This is a genomic window from Streptomyces sp. NPDC051740 (genome assembly GCF_044453165.1).
In the GTDB taxonomy this organism is placed as follows: Bacteria; Actinomycetota; Actinomycetes; order Streptomycetales; family Streptomycetaceae; genus Streptomyces; species Streptomyces atrovirens.
In genome coordinates this window covers 1-20,732 of the sequence record NZ_JBITCL010000010.1, presented here as the reverse complement: position 1 = coordinate 20,732, position 20,732 = coordinate 1, and the positions used below count along the sequence as shown (strand labels likewise).

At 72.4% G+C, this 20,732-nt stretch carries 18 protein-coding genes and 2 pseudogenes; 13 read left to right on the top strand and 7 right to left on the bottom strand.

Annotation, left to right across the window (positions count from 1 at the left end):
• Positions 1-56 precede the first annotated feature (56 nt).
• Entirely contained in the window at positions 57-1,778 is a 1,722-nt protein-coding gene (locus ACIA6T_RS18360; protein ID WP_399447506.1) for a BCCT family transporter, read from the top strand.
• Positions 1,779-2,056: 278 nt separating this feature from the next.
• Here ACIA6T_RS18360 and ACIA6T_RS18355 read toward each other — a convergent pair.
• A pseudogene (locus ACIA6T_RS18355) lies at positions 2,057-2,401 on the bottom strand (FAD-dependent oxidoreductase); the annotation flags it as partial.
• A gap of 63 nt (positions 2,402-2,464) precedes the next feature.
• On the opposite strand from ACIA6T_RS18355, the gene ACIA6T_RS18350 reads away from it, so the two are divergent.
• A complete protein-coding gene (locus ACIA6T_RS18350) occupies positions 2,465-3,487 on the top strand; it encodes an oxidoreductase (RefSeq protein ID WP_399447505.1) in 1,023 nt (340 codons plus the stop codon).
• Between the two features lie 48 nt (positions 3,488-3,535).
• A complete protein-coding gene (locus ACIA6T_RS18345; protein ID WP_399447504.1) occupies positions 3,536-5,179 on the top strand; it encodes an ABC-F family ATP-binding cassette domain-containing protein in 1,644 nt (547 codons plus the stop codon).
• A gap of 134 nt (positions 5,180-5,313) precedes the next feature.
• Here the strand turns inward: ACIA6T_RS18345 and ACIA6T_RS18340 are convergent, their stop codons facing one another.
• Together ACIA6T_RS18340 and ACIA6T_RS18335 are read right to left on the bottom strand one after the other, a co-directional pair.
• Positions 5,314-7,668: a Tex family protein gene (locus ACIA6T_RS18340; protein ID WP_399447503.1), complete on the bottom strand. Its 2,355-nt coding sequence runs from the start codon at positions 7,666-7,668 to the stop codon at positions 5,314-5,316.
• Positions 7,669-7,773: 105 nt separating this feature from the next.
• Positions 7,774-7,905 carry an LPFR motif small protein gene (locus ACIA6T_RS18335; RefSeq protein ID WP_267883264.1) on the bottom strand — a complete coding sequence of 44 codons (132 nt, stop codon included), beginning with the start codon at positions 7,903-7,905 and terminating at the stop codon, positions 7,774-7,776.
• Between the two features lie 155 nt (positions 7,906-8,060).
• Here ACIA6T_RS18335 and ACIA6T_RS18330 point away from each other — a divergent pair, with 155 nt between their 5' ends.
• Together ACIA6T_RS18330 and ACIA6T_RS18325 are read left to right on the top strand one after the other, a co-directional pair.
• Entirely contained in the window at positions 8,061-9,029 is a 969-nt protein-coding gene (locus ACIA6T_RS18330) for a GlxA family transcriptional regulator (protein WP_399447502.1), read from the top strand.
• A gap of 10 nt (positions 9,030-9,039) precedes the next feature.
• The gene (locus ACIA6T_RS18325; RefSeq protein WP_399447501.1) at positions 9,040-9,675 is read left to right on the top strand and encodes a DJ-1/PfpI family protein; all 636 of its coding nucleotides are present in this window, start codon (positions 9,040-9,042) and stop codon (positions 9,673-9,675) included.
• On the opposite strand, the gene ACIA6T_RS18320 is transcribed toward ACIA6T_RS18325, so the two are convergent.
• Entirely contained in the window at positions 9,662-10,417 is a 756-nt protein-coding gene (locus ACIA6T_RS18320) for an enoyl-CoA hydratase/isomerase family protein (protein ID WP_399447500.1), read from the bottom strand. The genes ACIA6T_RS18325 and ACIA6T_RS18320 overlap by 14 nt on opposite strands.
• A 113-nt stretch (positions 10,418-10,530) precedes the next feature.
• Here ACIA6T_RS18320 and ACIA6T_RS18315 point away from each other — a divergent pair, with 113 nt between their 5' ends.
• Together ACIA6T_RS18315 and ACIA6T_RS18310 are read left to right on the top strand one after the other, a co-directional pair.
• Positions 10,531-11,190 (top strand): HdeD family acid-resistance protein, encoded by a 660-nt coding sequence (locus ACIA6T_RS18315; RefSeq protein WP_399447499.1) that lies wholly within the window; start codon positions 10,531-10,533, stop codon positions 11,188-11,190.
• A 137-nt stretch (positions 11,191-11,327) separates the two neighbouring features.
• A complete protein-coding gene (locus tag ACIA6T_RS18310; RefSeq protein WP_399447498.1) occupies positions 11,328-11,789 on the top strand; it encodes an ATP-binding protein in 462 nt (153 codons plus the stop codon).
• A 294-nt stretch (positions 11,790-12,083) separates the two neighbouring features.
• On the opposite strand, the gene idi is transcribed toward ACIA6T_RS18310, so the two are convergent.
• The 3 genes from idi to galE all read right to left on the bottom strand — a co-directional run bounded on the left by idi (position 12,084) and on the right by galE (position 14,893).
• Positions 12,084-12,677, bottom strand: a complete 594-nt coding sequence (gene idi, locus ACIA6T_RS18305; protein ID WP_399447497.1) for an isopentenyl-diphosphate Delta-isomerase — start codon at positions 12,675-12,677, stop codon at positions 12,084-12,086.
• 158 nt (positions 12,678-12,835) lie between these two features.
• Positions 12,836-13,774 (bottom strand): cation diffusion facilitator family transporter, encoded by a 939-nt coding sequence (locus ACIA6T_RS18300; RefSeq protein WP_399447496.1) that lies wholly within the window; start codon positions 13,772-13,774, stop codon positions 12,836-12,838.
• Between the two features lie 147 nt (positions 13,775-13,921).
• A complete protein-coding gene (gene galE, locus ACIA6T_RS18295; protein WP_399447495.1) occupies positions 13,922-14,893 on the bottom strand; it encodes a UDP-glucose 4-epimerase GalE in 972 nt (323 codons plus the stop codon).
• 285 nt (positions 14,894-15,178) lie between these two features.
• Here galE and ACIA6T_RS18290 point away from each other — a divergent pair, with 285 nt between their 5' ends.
• The 6 genes and pseudogenes from ACIA6T_RS18290 to ACIA6T_RS18265 all read left to right on the top strand — a co-directional run.
• Complete coding sequence (locus ACIA6T_RS18290) at positions 15,179-16,999, top strand: DUF5941 domain-containing protein (RefSeq protein WP_399447494.1); 1,821 nt, start codon at positions 15,179-15,181, stop codon at positions 16,997-16,999.
• Complete coding sequence (locus ACIA6T_RS18285; RefSeq protein WP_399447493.1) at positions 16,996-17,748, top strand: sugar phosphate nucleotidyltransferase; 753 nt, start codon at positions 16,996-16,998, stop codon at positions 17,746-17,748. Before ACIA6T_RS18290 ends, ACIA6T_RS18285 begins: the two co-directional genes overlap by 4 nt.
• On the top strand, positions 17,736-18,797 hold the full coding sequence (locus ACIA6T_RS18280) for an iron-containing alcohol dehydrogenase family protein (RefSeq protein ID WP_385055800.1): 1,062 nt from the start codon (positions 17,736-17,738) through the stop codon (positions 18,795-18,797). The genes ACIA6T_RS18285 and ACIA6T_RS18280 overlap by 13 nt, the downstream gene beginning before the upstream one ends.
• Positions 18,775-19,554, top strand: a complete 780-nt coding sequence (locus ACIA6T_RS18275) for a CDP-alcohol phosphatidyltransferase family protein (protein WP_399447492.1) — start codon at positions 18,775-18,777, stop codon at positions 19,552-19,554. The genes ACIA6T_RS18280 and ACIA6T_RS18275 overlap by 23 nt, the downstream gene beginning before the upstream one ends.
• Positions 19,555-19,562: 8 nt before the next feature.
• Positions 19,563-20,435 carry a glycosyltransferase family 2 protein gene (locus ACIA6T_RS18270; protein WP_399447709.1) on the top strand — a complete coding sequence of 291 codons (873 nt, stop codon included), beginning with the start codon at positions 19,563-19,565 and terminating at the stop codon, positions 20,433-20,435.
• A 100-nt stretch (positions 20,436-20,535) separates the two neighbouring features.
• A pseudogene (locus ACIA6T_RS18265) lies at positions 20,536-20,732 on the top strand (ABC transporter permease); the annotation flags it as partial.

Sequence of the window (20,732 nt, the reverse complement as noted above, 5' to 3'; positions counted from 1 at the left end):
GGGGCGTAGCGGGAGGAGTGTTCTCCGCCCAACGGCTCTGAGGAAAGGTGCCGCCTGTGACGCGGAACCAGCGCAGCGACAAGGACGACACGGCGGGCCCGCTGCCGGGTTCGGAAGCGGGCCTGCCGGGCCGGGAGCATCCGCGGACCGACCGGGTGGTGTTCGGCGTCACGGCCGTACTCACCCTCGCGTTCGTGCTGTGGGGCGCCATCGGGACGGACTCGCTCGAGGACGCCTCCACCACCATGCTCGGCGGGCTGATGCACAACGGCGGCTGGGCGTTCATGCTGGCCGCCTCCGGCTTCGTCGTCTTCGCCCTCTGGCTGGCGGCCAGCCGCTACGGCCGCATCCACCTCGGTGCCGAGGGCGAGGAACCGGAGTTCCGCACGGTGTCGTGGATCGCCATGATGTTCAGCGCCGGCATGGGCATCGGCCTGATGTTCTGGGGCGTGAGCGAACCGCTGGCGCACTACACGACACCCCCGCCGGGCACCAGCCCGGCCGACTCGGGCGATCGCATGGAGACGGCCATGGCGACCACCCTCTTCCACTGGACGCTCCACCCGTGGGCGATCTACGCGGTCGTCGGCCTCGCCATCGCCTACAGCACCTTCCGCAGGCGCCGCCGTCAGACCATCAGCGCCGTGTTCACCCCGCTCATCGGTGAGAAGAACGCCAACGGTGTCGGCGGCCGGGTCATCGACGTGCTCGCCATCATCGCGACGGTCTTCGGCTCCGCGGCCTCGCTCGGCCTCGGCACGCTGCAGATCGGCTCCGGTGTGGAGAAGCTCGACTGGATGGACAAGGTCAGCACGGGGCTGCTGGTCGGCATCATCGCGGTGCTGACCGTGGCGTTCGTGGCCTCCGCGGTCTCCGGTGTGGAGAAGGGCATCCAGTGGCTGTCCAACACCAACATGGTGCTGGCCCTGATCCTCGCCGTGTTCGTGTTCGTCGCCGGCCCGACCGTCCTCATCCTGGACCTGCTGCCGACCTCGGTCTTCGCCTACCTCGGCGACCTGCCCCAGCTGGCCGGCCGCACCGAGATCAGCGGAGGCGAGGGCGTCGCCGACTGGCTGGGCAGCTGGACCGTCTTCTACTGGGCCTGGTGGATCTCCTGGACGCCCTTCGTCGGCATGTTCATCGCCCGCATCAGCCGGGGCCGGACCATCCGCCAGTTCATCGGCGGAGTCATCCTGGTGCCCAGCACGGTCAGCCTGATCTGGTTCGCGATCTTCGGCGGCTCGGCGATGAGGCTCCAGGAGCAGAACCGGCTCGGCGACGAGACGACCCCTGAGGGCCGGCTCTTCGCCGTGCTCCAGGAGTACCCCGTCGCCACCGGCACCAGCCTGCTGGTGATGACCCTCGTCGCCATCTTCTTCGTCTCGGGAGCCGACGCGGCCTCCATCGTGATGGGCACCCTCTCGCAGAAGGGCGCGCTCGAACCCAGCCGCTGGGCGGTGGTCTTCTGGGGCGTGGTCACCGGCGCGGTGGCGGCGATCATGCTGCTGGTCGGCAGCGGGCAGGGCGACGCGCTGACCGGTCTGCAGAACCTCACGATCCTCGCGGCGGCCCCGTTCGTCATCGTGATGATCTTCATGTGCGTGGCACTCATGCGCGACCTGCGCCGCGACCCGCTCATCGTGCGGGGCGAGATGGGCTCGGAAGCGGTGGAACTCGCGGTCATCGAGGGCCACAGGAAATACGACGGCGAATTCGAGATCCGAGTGGGCCCGGGCCGAGGCCCGGACGTGGAGGGCGACCCCATCGGCAAACACTGACACCGGCCGCACGGCCGGGTCGGGTCCGTGCCGGCCCGCGGGCATCCGCATGGCCGGGTCGGGTCCGTGCTGGTCCGCGGGCATCCGCATGGCCGGGTCGGGTCCGTGCTGGTCCGCGGGCAGTCGTGCGGTCGGGTCGGGTCCGTGCCGGTCCGCGGGCAGTCGTGCGGCCGGGTCGGGTCCGTGCCGGTCCGCGGGCAGTCGTGCCGCTGGGGCGGCACGGGTGGGCGCGACGGCACCTCGCAGCCAGGAGCCGGCCAAGCACGCCCCCGGCCGGCTCAGACGGCGGCGAGTACCGCCGCCTCCTCCGCACAGCCCCACGCCACCGTGACCCCCGCACCCCCGTGACCGTAGTTGTGCACCAGCGCCCGCCCGCCCGGCAGCGGCACCCGCACCAGCCGCACCGCGTCCCGAGCCGGCCGCAACCCCACCCGGTGCTCCAGAACACGCGCCCCCGCGACAGCCGGACACAGCACCGCACACCGCCGCACGATCGCCTCGGCCACCCCCGGATCCGGCTCCAGGGACCACGCGTCCTCCTCCGCCGCACCCCCCAGCACCAGCCGCCCCGGCTGCGGGAAGAGGTACGCCATCGAACCGTCCGCCCCCGTGGACACCGTCCATGGACCGTAGCGGAATATGTCATGCCGTGCTCAGGTCCGTCCCGCGGTGGGAATACTCACAGCATGTCTGCCGAGTACGCGACCTTCGGCCTGGCACCGGCGACGAGAGCCGGTGGACTCCTCGCCGACGGTGCCTACCAAGTCCACCGGGACTTCGTCGACTTCGTCGTCGACGGACGCCCGCTGCTCTTCCGCCTCGCCGACCTGGACGCCGTCTCCCCGCTCGCCTCCGACGTCCCGCCCTCCCTCTTCACCGCCCAGGTCCAGGGCCTGCTGCTGGAGACCGGGGCACCGCTGCCCGCCGGCCGGTACATCGTCTACGGCTGCCCCGAGTGCGAGGACCTCGCCTGCGGCGCGGTGACCGCGGTCATCGAACGGGACGGCGAGGACTTCATCTGGCGCGACTTCGCCTGGCAGACCGACGAGCACGCCGACCTGGAGCTCAACGGCTACCACGGCCTGGGCCCGTTCCGCTTCCAGGGCACCGAATACCGTACGGCCCTCGCCTCCCTCCTCGACGGCGACGTCCCCGGCGCCCGCCGCCGGGTCCTGCTGATCGGCGCCAGGGTCGCCCTGCTCGCCAGGCTCGCCGCGGCCCTGCGCACCATCGGCATCGGCGCGGACATCGCCCACGACGCGGACGGTGTCCCCGCCGACGAACTGCGCGGCTACGGCGCCGTGGTCTTCGGCCGGTCGGTGAGGGACGGCGAACGCGACGCCGTCCGCCGCGCCTTCGCCGGCGCCGGCGTCGACGTGCCCTGCGTCGACGGCTTCGCCCCCGTCGTCCCGCTCCTCGTCGCCCAGACCGAACAGGCCCTGGAGCGCGGCCCGCGGGACCGGCGCCGCCTGACGGAACTCACCGCCACCGGCGACGCGGCGGAGCTGGAGGTCACCTCGTCCTGCCGGGTCAGGCTCACCGCGTACCGGATCGACCGCCTCTCCCGCACCCGCACCCGGGACCTCTTCGACGGCGTACTCGAACCCGGCCGCCACCGCGTCCCGCTGGACGGCCGGGCGGTGAAGGGCGAGGCGTACCTGGTCGCGCGCACCGGCGGGACGGTACTGGTGACGGAGGTGGCGCGGTGAGAACCGGGGCGCGGCCGGCCGCGCGCGGCCATTAGGATCGGCGGTCTGATGACTGCCACCCTCGTCGCCAAGAACCTAGCCGCCGGGCACGGCGACCGCTCCCTGTTCACCGGTCTCGACCTCGTCGTCGCGCCCGGCGACGTGATCGGTCTGGTCGGTGCCAACGGCGCGGGCAAGTCCACGCTGCTGCGCCTGCTCGCCGGCCTCACCGCACCGGAACAGGGCGAGTTGCGCCTCTCCCCGCCCACCGCGACCGTCGGGCACCTCCCACAGGAGCCGGAGCGCCGGCCCGGCGAGAGCGTACGGGCGTTCCTGGCCCGCCGTACCGGTGTCGCCGAGGCCCAGCGGACCATGGACGAGGCGACCCAGGCCCTGGTCGACGGCGCGCCGGGCGCGGACGACGCCTACGCCACCAGCCTGGAGCGCTGGCTGTCCCTGGGCGGCGCCGACCTCGACGAGCGCGCCGAGGAGGTCGCCGACTCCCTCGGCCTGGCCGTCGGCCTGGACCAGCCGATGACCTCGCTGTCCGGAGGCCAGGCGGCCCGCGCCGGACTCGCCTCCCTCCTCCTCTCCCGCTACGACGTCTTCCTCCTCGACGAGCCGACCAACGACCTCGACCTGGACGGCCTGGAACGCCTCGAACGCTTCGTGACCGGCCTGCGCGCCGGCACGGTCGTCGTCAGCCACGACCGTGAGTTCCTCACCCGCACGGTCACCAAGGTCCTCGAACTCGACCTCGCCCAGCGGCAGATCAACCTCTACGGCGGTGGCTACGAGGCCTACCTGGAGGAGCGGGACGTGGCCCGCCGGCACGCCCGCGACGAGTACGAGGAGTACGCCGACAAGAAGACCGCGCTCCAGGACCGGGCGCAGACGCAGCGCGCCTGGATGGACAAGGGCGTGAAGAACGCGCGCCGCAAGGCGGGCAACGACAACGACAAGATCGGCCGCAAGTTCCGCAGCGAGGCCAGCGAGAAGCAGGCCGCGAAGGCGCGCCAGACCCAGCGCATGATCGAACGCCTGGAGGTGGTCGAGGAGCCGCGCAAGGAGTGGGAGCTGCGCATGGAGATCGCGTCGGCCCCCCGCTCGGGCGCGGTCGTCGCCACCCTCCGGGACGCCGAGGTCCGACGCGGCGACTTCACGCTCGGCCCGGTCTCCCTGCAGATCGACTGGGCGGACCGGGTGGCGGTGACGGGCGCGAACGGCGCCGGCAAGTCCACCCTGCTCGGCGCCCTCCTGGGCCGCGTCCCGCTCGACGCCGGGCACGCGGCGCTCGGCTCCGGCGTCCTGCTCGGCGAGGTCGACCAGGCCCGCGCGCTGTTCCACGGCCCGGAGACCCTGCTCGACGCGTTCCGCCCGGCGGTCCCGGACCTGGACCCGGCCGACATCCGCACGCTCCTGGCCAAGTTCGGCCTCAAGGCGGACCACGTCGTGCGCCCGGCGGCCACCCTCTCACCGGGCGAGCGCACGAGGGCCGCCCTGGCCCTCCTCCAGGGCAGAGGCGTCAACCTCCTGATCCTCGACGAGCCGACCAACCACCTGGACCTGCCGGCCATCGAACAACTCGAATCAGCCCTGAACACCTACCAGGGCACCCTCCTCCTGATCACCCACGACCGCCGCATGCTCGACGCGGTCCGGGTGACCAGACGCCTGGAGGTAACGGACGGCAAGGTCGTAGAGCGCGCTTGACTGCGGGCAGTCGTGCCTCCCCCAGTGCCTCAAGGGCCTGGGAGGTACCCCCAGGGCGGCACGGGTGGGCGCAGCGGCACCCGGTAAGCGCCGGCCCGCGAAACCCACCCCCGCCCAGTCCCAGCAAGCCGCGCCTACGCCAGCCCGGCCCGCCGCAACGCGTCGGCCATCGCCCCGTTGGCCGGAGCAGGCGCGGCCGCGGACCGCCCCTTCCCCCCGGAACCGGACCGCCCCTGCTGCCGCTGCTTAGGGGGGCGCCCCCCTTGCCGCTGCTCCCCGCGCTGCCCCCGCTGCTCCCCCTGAGGCGCGGCCTCGTCATCCAACCGCAGCGTCAGCGAGATCCGCTTCCGCGGGATGTCCACATCAAGCACCTTCACCTTGACGATGTCCCCCGGCTTCACCACATCCCGCGGATCCTTCACGAACGTCTTCGACATGGCCGACACATGCACCAGCCCGTCCTGATGCACACCGACATCGACGAACGCCCCGAACGCGGCCACGTTCGTCACGACACCCTCCAGCACCATCCCGGAGGCCAGATCGGAGATCTTCTCCACCCCCTCCTTGAAGACGGCGGTCTTGAACGCCGGCCGAGGGTCCCGCCCCGGCTTCTCCAGCTCCCTCAGGATGTCGCCCACGGTCGGCAGACCGAACTTCTCGTCCACGAAGTCCCCCGGTCGCAGTGACCGCAGCACCGCCGTGTTCCCGATCAGCGCGGCGACCTCCGCCCCGGAGGACTTCACCATCCGCCGCACCACCGGATACGCCTCCGGGTGCACACTGGACGCGTCCAGCGGATCGTCACCGCCGCGGATCCGCAGGAAGCCCGCACACTGCTCGTACGCCTTCGGGCCGAGCCGCGCCACCTTCTTCAGCTCACCACGCGACCGGAACGGACCGTTGTCGTCCCGGTGCGCCACGATGTTCTCGGCGAGCCCGGACGTGATGCCGGAGACCCGCGCGAGCAACGGCGCCGACGCGGTGTTGACGTCCACACCCACGCCGTTCACACAGTCCTCCACCACCGCGTCCAGCGAACGCGACAGCTTCACCTCGGACAGGTCGTGCTGGTACTGGCCGACACCGATCGACTTGGGGTCGATCTTCACCAGCTCGGCCAGCGGGTCCTGGAGCCGGCGCGCGATCGACACCGCGCCGCGCAGCGACACGTCCATGTCGGGCAGCTCCTGGGAGGCGAAGGCGGAGGCCGAGTACACGGAGGCGCCCGCCTCGGACACCATCACCTTGGTCAGCTTCAACTCGGGGTGCCTGGTGATGAGTTCACCGGCGAGCTTGTCGGTCTCGCGGGACGCCGTGCCGTTGCCGATCGCGATCAGCTCGACCGCGTGCGCCTTCGCCAGCCGCGCCAGCTTCACGATCGCCTCGTCCCACCGGTTGGCCGGGACATGCGGATGGATGACGTCCGTGGCCACGACCTTGCCGGTCGCGTCCACCACGGCGACCTTCACACCCGTACGGAAACCGGGGTCGAGGCCGAGCGTCGCGCGCGTACCGGCCGGGGCGGCGAGCAGCAGGTCGCGCAGATTGGCCGCGAAGACCCGCACCGCCTCGTCCTCGGCCGCCGTCCGCAGCCGCAGCCGCAGATCGATGCCGAGGTGCACCAGGATGCGCGTGCGCCAGGCCCAGCGGACCGTGTCGCCCAGCCACTTGTCGGCCGGACGCCCCTGCTGGGAGATCCCGAACCGGCCGGCGACGATCCCCTCGTACGACGACGGGCCGTCCACCGGCTCCTCCGGCTCCAGGACGAGGTCGAGGACCTCCTCCTTCTCGCCGCGCAGCATCGCCAGGATCCGGTGCGAGGGCAGATCGGTGAACGGCTCGGCGAAGTCGAAGTAGTCGGAGAACTTCGCGCCCGCCTCCTCCTTGCCGTCCCGCACCTTCGCGGCCAGCCGTCCGCGCACCCACATGCGCTCGCGCAGCTCGCCGATCAGGTCGGCGTCCTCCGAGAACCGCTCGGCGAGGATCGCCCGCGCACCGTCCAGGGCGGCCTGAGGATCGGCGACGCCCTTGTCGGCGTCCACGAACGCGGCGGCCGCGGCGAGGGGCTCGACACCCGGGTCAACGAGCAGCCCCTCCGCCAGCGGTTCGAGCCCCGCCTCACGCGCGATCTGCGCCTTGGTGCGCCGCTTGGGCTTGTACGGCAGGTAGACGTCCTCCAGGCGCGCCTTGGTCTCCGCGCCCCGGATCCGCGCCTCGAGTTCGCCGGTGAGCTTGCCCTGCTCGCGCACCGACTCCAGGATCGCCGTCCGACGCTCCTCCAGCTCCCGCAGATAGCGCAGCCGCTCCTCGAGCGTGCGCAGCTGCGCGTCGTCGAGCATCTCGGTCGCTTCCTTGCGGTAGCGGGCGATGAAGGGCACGGTCGAACCGCCGTCGAGCAGTTCCACCGCGGCCTTGACCTGCCGCTCCCGTACGCCGAGCTCCTCGGCGATCCTGCTTTCGATGGACCCTGTCAGGGGTGTCGTCACGTTCCCGTACCGCCTTCTCCACTGAGGTTGCGCGGCAATTGTGGCAGGTGGCGCCGACAACCGGGGATCAGGGCGGCGACTCGCCCGGGGGACGCACGAGTGGCGTCAGGCGCGACGGCCCCGGGCGGTGGACGAGGCCCCGCCGAACAGCCTGGCGAGCGCCCGGAACGGCAGGGTCACTACGGTGGCGATGGCCCCGCCGATCTGGCGCAGGACATCCGCGATGGCACGCAGCACGTGTCTCTCCTTCCGTCTCCCGGCCCCGTCGGCCGGGTCTGACTGCGTGTACCTCGTCAACGCTTCGACATGCATGCGGTCCCGGTCCGGGCATGGCAGGAAAGGTGGGGAATTCGTCGTTGCGGCCGTGCCGGGCGCCGCCAAGAATCGACGGCATGGCGCAGCGAACCGTTCTCGTCGTCCTCTTCGACGGCGTGCAGAGCCTCGATGTCACCGGTCCCGTGGAGGTCTTCGCGGGCGCCGAGCAGCACACCCCGGGGACGTACCGGCTGAGCACCGCGTCCCTGGAGGGCGCTCCCGTGCGCACGACCAGCGGACTGACCGTCGTACCGGACGGGGCGCTGGCCGACGCGCCGGAGCCGCACACGCTGCTGGTGCCCGGCGGCCGGGGGACCCGCCGGCCCGACCCGCGGCTGACCGACTGGCTGCGGTGGCACGGGCCGCGCGCGAAGCGGCTGGTCTCCGTCTGCACGGGGGCGGCCCTGCTCGCCGGGGCCGGGCTGCTGGACGGCCGCCGCGCCACCACGCACTGGGCCTACTGCGACACCCTCGCCAGGAACCATCCGGCCGTCGAGGTCGACCCGGACCCCATCTACGTCCGGGACGGCCGGGTCGCCACCTCCGCCGGCGTCACCTCGGGCATCGACCTCGCGCTCGCCCTGGTCGAGGAGGACCTGGGCCGCCAGGCCGCGCTCACCGTGGCCCGGCACCTGGTGGTGTTCCTGCGCCGGCCCGGGAACCAGGCCCAGTTCAGCGCCCAGCTCGCCGCCCAGACCGCGCGGCGCGAGCCGTTGAGGGAAGTCCAGCAGTGGATCACCGAGCACCCCGGCGCCGATCTGACCGTCGAGGCGCTCGCCACCCGCGCCGCCCTCTCGCCGCGCCACTTCGCCCGCGCCTTCCACACCGAGACCGGTATGACACCGGGCCGCTACGTCGACCGCGTACGCCTCGAACACGCCCGCCGCCTGCTGGAGGACACCGCCGACGGCGTAGAGGAGATCTCCCGCGCCAGCGGCTACGGCACCCCCGAGGCGATGCGGCGCGCCTTCGTCCGCACCCTCGGCGCGTCACCGGCGGAGTACCGCCGCCGCTTCCGGCCCGCCCCCGCAACCGACCGCACCTGAAAGGCCGCCGATGCAGATCGCCATCGTCCTCTTCGACCGCTTCACCGCCCTCGACGCCGTGGGCCCCTACGAGACCCTCGGCCGTCTCCCGGACGCCGAGACCGTGTTCGTCGCCGAACGGACCGGGCCCGTGCGCACCGACACCGGCGCGCTCGCGATCACCGCCGACAGGACCCTGGACGAGGTGCCGGGGCCGGACATCGTCGTCGTCCCCGGCGGCCCCGGACAGACACCCCAGATGGAGAACGCCGCCCTGCTGGACTGGCTGCGCGCCGCCGACGCGTCCAGCACCTGGACGACGTCCGTGTGCACCGGCTCCCTGCTGCTGGCCGCCGCCGGACTCCTCCGGGGGCGGCGGGCCACCTCCCACTGGCTGGCACTCGACCACCTGAAGCGGTACGGCGCCGAGCCGACCGGGGACCGGGTGGTGACCGACGGCAAGTACGTCACCGCGGCCGGTGTCTCCTCCGGCATCGACATGGGGCTCACCCTGCTCGGCCGGATCGCCGGCGACGAACACGCCCAGGCCGTCCAGCTGCTCACCGAGTACGACCCGCAGCCGCCCTACGACGCCGGCTCCCCGCGGAAGGCGCCCGCGCACCTCGTCGAGGAGTTCAGGTCGAAGAGCCGCTTCATCCTGACGTAGGCACGGTCCAGGTGAAGCGCGGAGGCCGGCGCTCCAGGAACGCGGCGACGCCCTCCGCGGTGTCGCCGCTCTCCCCGGCCCGCTCGCTCCAGTACGCGTCCCGGTCGGTGCGACCGTTCGCGAACTCCTTCGCCGCGGCCTGCGTCAGCCGCGAGCGGGACGCCAGGATCCGGGTGAACTCCGCGACCCGCTCGTCCAGTTGGCCCTCGGGCAGCACCTCGTCCACCAGACCGGTGCGCAGCGCCCGCTCGGCCTCGATCAACTCACCCGAGAACAAAAGGTACTTGGCGGTGGCCGGACCGACCAGGGAGACCAGCCGCCGGGTCGCGGAGGCCGGGTAGACGATGCCGAGCTTCGCCGGGGTCACCCCGAACCGCGCCCCCTCCTCGGCGAACCGCAGATCGCAGGCCGCCGCGAGCTGTGCCCCGCCGCCCACGCAGTGCCCCCGGACCGCCGCCAGGGTCGGCTTGGGGAAGGCGGCGAGCGCCTCCTCCGCCGCCACGGCCAGCCGCTGCGCCCGGAGCGGCGACCCGCGGAGCGTGGAGATGTCGGCGCCGGCGCAGAACGTCCCGCCCTCACCGGTGAGCACCAGCACCCGTACGTCCGGGTCGGCCGCCAGCGTTTCCAGCAGCGGCGGCAGGGAACCCCACATCGCGGCCGTCATGGCGTTGCGCTTCTCCGGATGGCGGATGACGACCGTGGCGACGTGCCCGGTGACGCCGTGCAGCAGCTGGGGCTCCATGCGCCGGATGCTATCCGCCCAGGCCGGCGCCCCGGCCGACCGGGCTCCACCCGGCGGGCGGCGGGCGGGCGGCGGAGACTGGGAAGAGGGGAAACGGGAGCGAGGAGGCAGTCATGGCCAAGTCCACCAAGCCCCAGGGCGAGACCGCGAAACTGAGCCGCGGTTTCAGCTGGCTCGCCGTACTCGGCGTGATCCTGGTCGTCGCGGGCCTGGTCGGCCTGGTCTACACCGGCCTCGCCACCCTGACCTCGATGGTGCTGTTCGGCTGGCTGCTGCTGATCGGCGGCCTGGTCGGACTGCTGCACGCCGTCCAGGCGCGGCACACCAACTTCTTCTGGCTCGGCGTGGTCGTCGCGGCCCTGAACATCGCGGCCGGCGTGGTCGTCCTGAAGACACCGGAGGCCGCGGCCGAGGCGCTCACCATGTTCGCCGCGCTGCTGTTCCTCACCGGCGGGGTGTTCCGCCTCGTCGGCAGCCTGGTGGTGCGCGGGCCGCAGTTCGGCTGGACGCTGGTGCAGGGCGCCTTCGGGCTGCTCCTGGGAGTCCTGGTGCTGGCCACCTGGCCCAGCAGCAGCCAGTACGTCATCGGTACGTTCTTCTCCCTCTCCCTGCTCTTCGACGGGCTCGGCCTGATCGCCACCGGCTACGGCGGACGCCGGATCGTCGGCATGGTCTCCGACCGGCTGGCAGGCGAGAGGGAGGCCGCGCGGGCGCCGGGGGAGGCGCCGCACGGCGGTGATCACCGGGCCGTCAAACCCGTACAACCCGAATAGTTCGCCGACCCGGCACAGGGCGGACCGGAACGGTCCCGCAAGCGACCGTGTCATCCACAGTCGGTCGGAAACGCTCGATATCCGCTGACTTCTGTTCAGGGGCGGGGAGCGGGGCCGACGGGCCCAACACTCGACGTGTGGTGACAATCGAGCGTGAGAGCGGCGATCCGCTGCCGTACGAAGGTGTCTGGCGATTCACCGCCCCGTCCGTCGACGCCTCGGTCCCGCAGGCCCGCCACGCCGTGCGGGACCTGCTGCTGCGCCAGGGAGTGCCGGTCGCGGACGACATCGTGCAGGGACTGCTGCTGATCGTCTCCGAGCTGGTCACCAACGCCGTACGGCACGCGGCGCTGCTGTCCCCGACGCTCGCCGTCGAGGTCGCCGTCGGCGCCGAGTGGGTCCGGGTGTCCGTGGAGGACAACCACCCCTACCGGCCCACCGCCCTGGAGACCGACCACGGCCGTACCGGAGGCCGCGGACTGCTCCTGGTGCGGGAGATCACCCGCGAGGCGGGCGGGGCGTGCGACGTCGAGCACACCCCCACCGGCGGCAAGGTGATCTGGGCCGTCCTGCCGCTCAAGCCCACGCGGATCTCCTAGGGGGTGCCGTTCGGATCAGGCCGGCTCCAGCGAGCGGCGCCCCTGCAGTTGAGCCGAGCGGGGTCTGGTGGTGGGGGTACCTCCCACGCCTTTCAGGCAGTGGGGGAGCATCGCAAGGCGGAGGAGGGCGACAGGGCGGAGCCCCGGCAACCGACGACAACGCGGCGGTGGGGGTCCCTCCCGCTCATGGGGTCCCCCCGCTCGAGCGGAGCCGAGAGTGGGGGGAGAAGCCGAGAGTGGGGGAGCGGTGCCAGAGCCCGCGACCCCGGCAAGATCCGAACGACGCCCCCTGGGTCACCAGCCCGCGGACGGTCCCGTCAGTTCGCGGACCGCCGGGCGGGCCGCGTCCAGGACGGTCGGGAACCAGGCCGAGAAGGTGTCCCGCGCGTGCCGCTCCGCCAGCTCCGCCGGGGTCACGAACGCCGTGGTCGCCACCTCCTGCGGGTCCGGTTGCGGCGGTGACTGCACCATGCCGACGAAGAGGTGGTTGTACTCCTGCTCCACCAGGCCCGAGGCCGGGTCCGGGTGGTTGTAGCGGACGGTGCCGGCCTCGGCGAGCAGCGACGGGGAGACGCCCAGCTCCTCGAAGGTCCGCCGGGCCGCCGCCGCGAACGGCGCCTCACCGGGGTAGGGGTGACCGCAGCAGGTGTTGGACCACACACCGGGGGAGTGGTACTTGCCCAGCGCCCGCTGCTGCAGCAGCAGCCGCCCGCGCTCGTCGAACAGGAACACCGAGAACGCCCGGTGGAGCCGCCCCGGCGGCTGATGGGCGGCGAGCTTCTCCGCCGTGCCGGTCGTCACGCCGTCCTCGTCGACCAGTTCCAGCAAAATCGGCTCGGCGGCGCCGTTCGACGGGCTGTTCGTCGCGGTGGCAGGTGTGATCGGCATACCCATCCTTCACTCGGTCTTCGCGCCCCAAGTCTGCCGCACGAATCCGGCACTCCCGGCACTCCCGGACGCGCCCGCATGTCCCCGGGGCGCCCGCACGGGGGCGGAAGACCGCGTACTACGGCGCATCGGCGCGCGGCGGCGCGCGTGGACCGGTCCTAATGGCACAGGCGCGCCTCGTGCTCCGCGTGCCCGCCGGGCTCCAGCTGGAAGGTGCAGTGCCCCACGTCGAAGTGGGCGCCCAGACAGTTCTGCAGCTCGTGCAGCATCTTCTCGTGCCCGATGGTGTTCAGGACGTCGGAGCTGACGACGACGTGCGCGGAGAGCACCGGCATCCCCGAGGTGATCGTCCAGGCGTGCAGGTCGTGCACGTCCTCCACGCCGTCGGTGGCGAGGATGTGCTCCCGCACCTGAGCCATGTCCACGCCCTTGGGCGCCGCCTCCAGCAGGACGTCGAGTGTCTCGCGCAGCAGCTTCACGGTGCGGGGCACGATCATCAGCGCGATCAGCAGCGAGGCGATCGGGTCGGCGACCGTCCAGCCGGTGGTCAGGATCACCAGCGCGGCGAGGATCACCGCGACCGAGCCGAGCGCGTCCGCCGCCACCTCCAGGAAGGCGCCGCGCACGTTCAGGCTCTCCTTCTGCCCGCGCATCAGCAGGGTCAGCGACACCAGGTTCGCGACCAGGCCGATCGCGCCGAACAGCATCGCCAGGCCGCCCTTGGTGTCGGCCGGGGTGACGAACCGCTCGATCGCCTCGAACAGCACATAGCCGCCGACGCCGAGCAGCAGCACACAGTTGGCCAGGGCGGCGAGGATCTCCGCGCGGGCGAGGCCGAAGGTGCGGTGCTCGCTCGGCGGGTGGCTCGCGAAGTGGATCGCGAGCAACGCCATGCCCAGGCCCAGGGCGTCCGTCGCCATGTGGGCCGCGTCCGTGACCAGCGCGAGCGAGTCGGCCAGCACACCGCCGACGATCTGGACCACCATGACACCGAGCGTGATCGCCAGCGCCACCCGCAGCCTGCCGCGGTACGCCGCACTCGCGGTACCGCCGGCGGGCGCGCCGTGCGCATGCCCGTGATCGTGCCCAGCCCCCATGAAACGGCCCCTTCCCGTGACCCCGTCCGGGTCACAGTGAACTACGGGGAGGGGGTATCCGCAACGCGGCACTGAACACCGTTGTCATCTGCTCTGACCTGCGCAAACGATTCGCAGGTCAGACGGTGGACGACAGTCGCGCGGCGCTCAGCGGCCCTGGTGCAGCCGCCACCCCTGCCACGCCGACTCGATCATCTCCCGCACCGAGCGCCGGGCGGTCCAGCCGAGCCGCTCGGCCGCGCGGGCGGCCGACGCCACCGCGCGGGGCGCGTCGCCGGGGCGGCGGCCCTCGACGAGCGGGGCCCGGGTGTCGCCGGTGACCTCGCCGATGACCGTGATCAGCTCGCGCACCGAGACGCCCTCGCCGCGGCCGATGTTCACCGTCAGGTCCCCCGAGAGGTCCCCCTCGGACAGCCTTCGGGCCGCCGCCAGGTGCGCCTGGGCCAGATCGGCCACGTGGATGTAGTCACGGACGCACGTGCCGTCCGGCGTCGGGTAGTCGTCGCCGAAGATGCGCGGGGCCTCGTCACGCGTGAGCCGGTCGAAGACCATCGGCACGATGTTGAAGACACCGGTGTCGGCCAGCTCCGGCACCGCCGCCCCCGCCACGTTGAAGTAGCGCAGGCACACCGTGTCGATGCCGTGCGCCCGGCCCGCCGCCCGGACCAGCCACTCACCGGCGAGCTTGGTCTCGCCGTAGGGGTTGGCCGGGGCGCAGGGGGCGTCCTCCGTGATGAGGTCCACACCGGGGTCGCCGTACACGGCCGCCGACGAGGAGAAGACGAAGCGCCCGATCCCGGCGTCGGCGACGGCGTCCAGGAGCGTCCCGAGGCCCCCCAGGTTCTCCCGGTAGTACATGGTCGGGTGCGCCACGGACTCGGCGGGCTGCTTGCGCGCGGCGAGATGCACCACTCCCGTCACCCCGTGCTCCGCGCACACCCGCTTCAGCAGCTCGCCGTCCAGCGACGATCCCCTGACCAGCGGGACGTCGGCGGACAGCCGCGCCGGCACCCCGGCGGAGAGGTCATCCAGCGCCACGACCCGCTCCCCGGCACCGGTCATGGCCCGCGCCACGTGTGCCCCGATGTAACCGGCCCCGCCGGTGATCAGCCATGTCATGGTCGCCCACCCTATGCCGAGCGGACCCGGCGGTCCCCAATGTGTCGAGTCGTACCGAATGCCTGTTCTGATACGGCGGTTTGTGGGCCGGGCCCCGCATCACCGATGATGATCGCGGCGGAGGCGCGGGCGAACCGTGCCGATCCGGCCGTCGAACAGGCGGTGAACACGGGTTTCCGGGCATCCGATAACCTCTGCCGACATGCCGCCCGGAGGTACCGCACGGGCGCCTCATCGTGTACATGACCGGCGTCGACGCGTCGGCACCCAGGGAGTGAGATTCGGTTGTCGACCGCCATCCTCACCGGCCAGCCGGTCCCCGGTTCGTCACTCGAGGGCGATCTGCGCTCCCTCGGCTTCGACGTACGGACCGCGTCCGGCATCGCCGAGGCCAAGGCCCTGCTCGCCGGGGTGCCCGCGGGACAGCGGGTCGCCGTGGTCGACGCCCGCTTCGTGGGCCACGCGCACGCGCTGCGCCTCGGCCTCACCGATCCCCGCTTCCCGCTCTCCGCGATCCCCGGCGCCGTCACCGCCCAGCCGGCCGGCCGCCAGGCCCTGATCCGCGCGATGGCCCGCGAGGACTCCGCGGCCGCCGCCGGGCCGGCCGGCGCCACCGTCCTGGCCGACAGCCCCGCCGACCGGGTCGTCACCGCCCTCGACGCCGAGGGCGCCGACGTGCACCGCCCCGAGCTCGGCAGCCTCGTCGCCACCGTCCCCGGCGACCCCCAGACCCGCAACGAGGCCCGGCAGGCCGTCGCCGCCGTCGACGACGAGGCCGTACGCCTGAAGTCGGCCGTCAAGGCCCGCGACGGCTTCTTCACCACCCACTTCATCAGCCCGTACTCGCGCTACATCGCCCGCTGGTGCGCCCGCCGCGGACTGACCCCCAACCAGGTCACCACCGCGTCCCTGATCACCGCGCTCATAGCCGCCGGCTGCGCCGCGACCGGCACCCGCGCCGGCTTCGTCGCCGCCGGCGTGCTGCTCCTCGCCTCCTTCGTACTGGACTGCACCGACGGCCAGCTCGCCCGCTACTCCCTGCAGTACTCCACCCTCGGTGCCTGGCTCGACGCCACCTTCGACCGTGCCAAGGAGTACGCCTACTACGCGGGCCTCGCCCTCGGAGCCGCCCGCGGCGGCGACGACGTATGGGCCCTCGCCCTCGGCGCGATGGTCCTCCAGACCTGCCGGCACGTCGTGGACTTCTCCTTCAACGAGGCCAACCACGACGCCACCGCCAACACGAGCCCCACCGCCGCCCTCTCCGACAAGCTCGACAGCGTCGGCTGGACGGTCTGGCTGCGCCGCATGATCGTCCTGCCGATCGGTGAACGCTGGGCGATGATCGCCGTCCTCACGGCCGTCACCACCCCCCGGATCACCTTCTACGCCCTGCTCATCGGCTGCGCCTTCGCCGCGACGTACACCACGGCGGGCCGGGTCCTGCGCTCGCTGACCCGCAAGGCGAAGCGGACCGACCGGGCGGCACAGGCGCTCGCGGACCTCGCCGACTCCGGCCCGCTCGCCCAGGCCCTCGCCGGCCCGCTGAAGAACCCCGCGCGGCGCCTGCCCGGCTTCACCGCCCCCGCCGTCGCCCTGCTCGGCGGCCTCGCCGTCGTCGCCACGGCCCTGCTCACCGGCTTCGGCGGCCCCTGGACGATCGTCGCCGCCTGCGGCTACGCCCTGACCTCCGCCCTCGCCGCGGCCCGCCCCCTCAAGGGCGCCCTCGACTGGCTGGTCCCGCCGTTCTTCCGCGCCGCCGAGTACGGCACCGTCCTGGCGCTGGCGGCGAAAGCGGACGTGAACGGAGCCCTTCCCGCGGCCTACGGCCTGGTGGCCGCGGTCGCCTACCATCACTACGACACGGTCTACCGCATCCGCGGCGACGCGGGCGCGTCCCCGCGCTGGCTGGTGCGGGCGATCGGGGGGCACGAGGGCCGAACCCTGGTGGTCGCCGTCCTGGCGGCACTGCTCACCGCCTCCCAGTTCACGGTCGCGCTCACGGTCCTCGCCGTGGCCGTGGCCCTGGTGGTGCTCGTCGAGAGCATCCGCTTCTGGGCGTCCTCCGGGGCGCCCGCCGTACACGATGAAGGAGAACCCGCATGATCGGCCTCGTGCTGGCGGCCGGCGCCGGACGGCGTCTGCGCCCCTACACCGACAGCCTTCCCAAGGCGCTGGTGCCGGTGGGGCCCGCGGGCATAGAGGGCGAACCGACGGTCCTGGACCTCACCCTCGGCAACTTCGCCGAGATCGGCCTGACCGAGGTCGGGATCATCGTCGGCTACCGCAAGGAGGCCGTCTACGAGCGCAAGGCCGCCCTGGAGGCGAAGTACGGCCTCGAGCTCACCCTCATCGACAACGACAAGGCCGAGGAGTGGAACAACGCCTACTCCCTGTGGTGCGGCCGTGACGCCCTCAAGGACGGCGTGATCCTCGCCAACGGCGACACCGTGCACCCGGTCTCCGTCGAGAAGACCCTGCTCGCCGCCCGCGGCGAGGGCAGGCGGATCATCCTCGCCCTCGACACGGTCAAGCAGCTCGCCGACGAGGAGATGAAGGTCGTCGTCGACCCCGCCAAGGGCATGACGAGGATCACCAAGCTGATGGACCCCGCCGAGGCCACCGGCGAGTACATCGGCGTCACCCTCATCGAGGGCGACGCCGCCGCCGAGCTGGCCGACGCGCTGAAGACCGTGTGGGAGACCGACCCGCAGCAGTTCTACGAGCACGGCTACCAGGAGCTGGTGAACCGCGGCTTCCGGATCGACGTGGCGCCGATCGGCGACGTCGAGTGGGTGGAGATCGACAACCACGACGACCTCGCCCGCGGACGGGAGATCGCGTGCCAGTACTGACCCGGCTGATCCCCTCGCCGGTCGTCGTGGACATCCGCCCGGGTGCCCTCGACGACCTGGGCTGTGTCCTCGCCGACGAGCGCATCTCGCAGTCCGGCCGGCTCGCCATCGCCGTCAGCGGCGGCTCGGGCACCCGGCTGCGCGAGCGGATCGCGCCCTCGCTGCCCGGTGCCGACTGGTACGAGGTCGGCGGCGGAACCATCGACGACGCGGTCCGGCTGGCGGGCGACATAAAGGGCGGCCACTACGACGCGGTCGTCGGCCTCGGCGGCGGGAAGATCATCGACTGCGCCAAGTTCGCGGCGGCGCGCGTCGGCCTGCCCCTGGTCGCCGTCGCCACCAACCTCGCGCACGACGGCCTCTGCTCGCCGGTCGCGACCCTCGACAACGACGCGGGCCGCGGCTCCTACGGCGTACCGAACCCGATCGCGGTCGTCATCGACCTCAACGTCATCCGCGAGGCCCCGGTCCGTTTCGTACGGTCCGGCATCGGCGACGCCATCTCCAACATCTCCGCCGTCGCGGACTGGGAACTGGCCCACCGCGTCAACGGGGAGAAGATCGACGGCCTGGCCGCCGCCATGGCCCGGCAGGCCGGCGAGGCGGTGCTGCGGCACCCGGGCGGGGTCGGCGACGACGGCTTCCTGCAGGTGCTGGCCGAGGCACTGGTCCTCACCGGCATCGCCATGTCCGTCTCCGGCGACTCCCGCCCCTCCTCCGGCGCCTGCCACGAGATCAACCACGCCTTCGACCTGCTCCACCCCAAGCGGGCCGCCGCCCACGGCGAGCAGTGCGGACTGGGCGCCGCCTTCGCGATGTACCTGCGCGGGGCCCACGAGGAATCGGCCGCCATGGCCGAGGTGCTCCGCCGCCACGGACTCCCGGTGCTGCCGGAGGAGATCGGATTCACGCCGGACGAATTCGTCCGGGTCGTCGAGTTCGCCCCGGAGACCCGCCCCGGACGCTTCACCATCCTCGAACATCTCGACCTGAAGACCGAACAGATCAAGGACGTCTACGCCGACTATGTCAAGGCCATCGGTAGCTGAACTCCGTCCGGTCGTGCACCCCCCGGGGGTCAAGGACCGGCGCAGCGGTGAGCACTGGATGGGGCGCCTCTACATGCGCGAGGTGTCCCTGCGGGTGGACCGCTACCTGGTGAACACCAGGGTCACGCCCAACCAGCTCACGTACCTGATGACCGTCTGCGGTGTCCTCGCGGCCCCGGCGCTGCTGGTGCCGGGGATCACGGGGGCCGTCCTCGGCGTGGTCGCCGTCCAGCTCTACCTGCTGCTGGACTGCGTCGACGGCGAGATAGCACGCTGGCGGAAGCAGTACTCGCTCGGCGGGGTCTACCTCGACCGGGTCGGCGCCTACCTCACCGACGCGGCCGTCCTGGTCGGCCTCGGCCTGCGCGCCGCCGACCCGTGGGGCAGCGGACGGATCGACTGGCTCTGGGCCTTCCTCGGCACCCTGGCCGCGCTCGGCGCGATCCTGATCAAGGCCGAGACCGACCTCGTCGGCGTCGCCCGCCACCAGAACGGGCTGCCGCCGGTGAAGGAGGCCGCAGCCGAGATGCGTTCCTCCGGCATGGCGCTGGCCCGCCGGGCCGCCGCCGCGTTCAAGTTCCACCGCCTCATTCTCGGCATCGAGGCGTCCCTGCTGATCCTGGTCCTCGCGATCGTGGACGCCGTCCGGGACGACCTGTTCTTCACCCGCCTGGGCACCGCCGTCCTGGCCGGCATCGCTCTGCTGCAGACCCTGCTGCACCTGGTGTCCGTCCTCGCCTCCAGCAGGCTGAAGTGAGCGCCGGCATGAAGGTCGGCGCGGTGATCATCACCATGGGCAACCGCCCCGACGAGCTGCGCGCCCTGCTGGACTCGGTCGCCAAGCAGGACGGCGACCCGGTCCAGGTGGTCGTGGTCGGCAACGGCTCGCCCGTCCCCGAGGTCCCCGAGGGCGTCCGCACCGTGGAACTGCCGGAGAACCTCGGCATCCCCGGCGGCCGCAACGTCGGCATCGAGGCCTTCGGCCCCGGCGGCACCGACGTCGACATCCTGCTCTTCCTCGACGACGACGGCCTGCTCGCCGGCCACGACACCGCCGAGCTGTGCCGCCGGGCCTTCACGGCCGACCCGGCGCTCGGCATCATCAGCTTCCGCATCGCCGACCCGGGGAGCGGCGTCACCCAGCGCCGCCACGTGCCCCGGCTGCGCGCCTCAGACCCGATGCGCTCCTCCCGCGTGACCACCTTCCTCGGCGGCGCCAACGCCGTACGCACCAAGGTCCTCGCCGAGGTCGGCGGGCTGCCGGACGAGTTCTTCTACGCCCATGAGGAGACCGACCTGGCCTGGCGGGCCCTCGACGCCGGCTGGATGATCGACTACCGGTCCGACATGGTGCTGTACCACCCGGCCACCGCCCCCTCGCGGCACGCGGTCTACCACCGCATGGTCGCCCGCAACCGGGTCTGGCTGGCCCGCCGCAACCTCCCCGCGCCCCTGGTCCCGGTCTACCTGGGTGTCTGGATGCTCCTCACCCTGCTGCGCCGGCCCTCGCGCCCCGCGCTGAAGGCGTGGTTCGGTGGTTTCCGGGAGGGCTGGGCCACCCCCTGCGGACCCCGCCGGCCCATGAAGTGGCGTACGGTGTGGCGGCTGACCCGACTGGGCCGGCCCCCCGTCATCTGACAAGCTCGTATCCGGGAACATCGGGGCCGTACCCAGGCTCTCCGGCTCATGCCAGGCCCGCCCGCGGGCCGCGCATCTCGAGGACGAAAGTTTTCCACCAGTGAGTGAGACCACGCACGACGGCACGGTCGCGGTCACCGCGCCCGTGCCGCCCGACGAGGGCCTGACGGCGGACCGGCTCGCCGCCAAGTACGGGCTGTCCGTCAGCGGCGCCCGGCCGTCCCTGACGGAGTACGTCCGTCAGCTCTGGGACCGGCGGCACTTCATCCTCGCCTTCTCCCGGGCGAAGCTGACCGC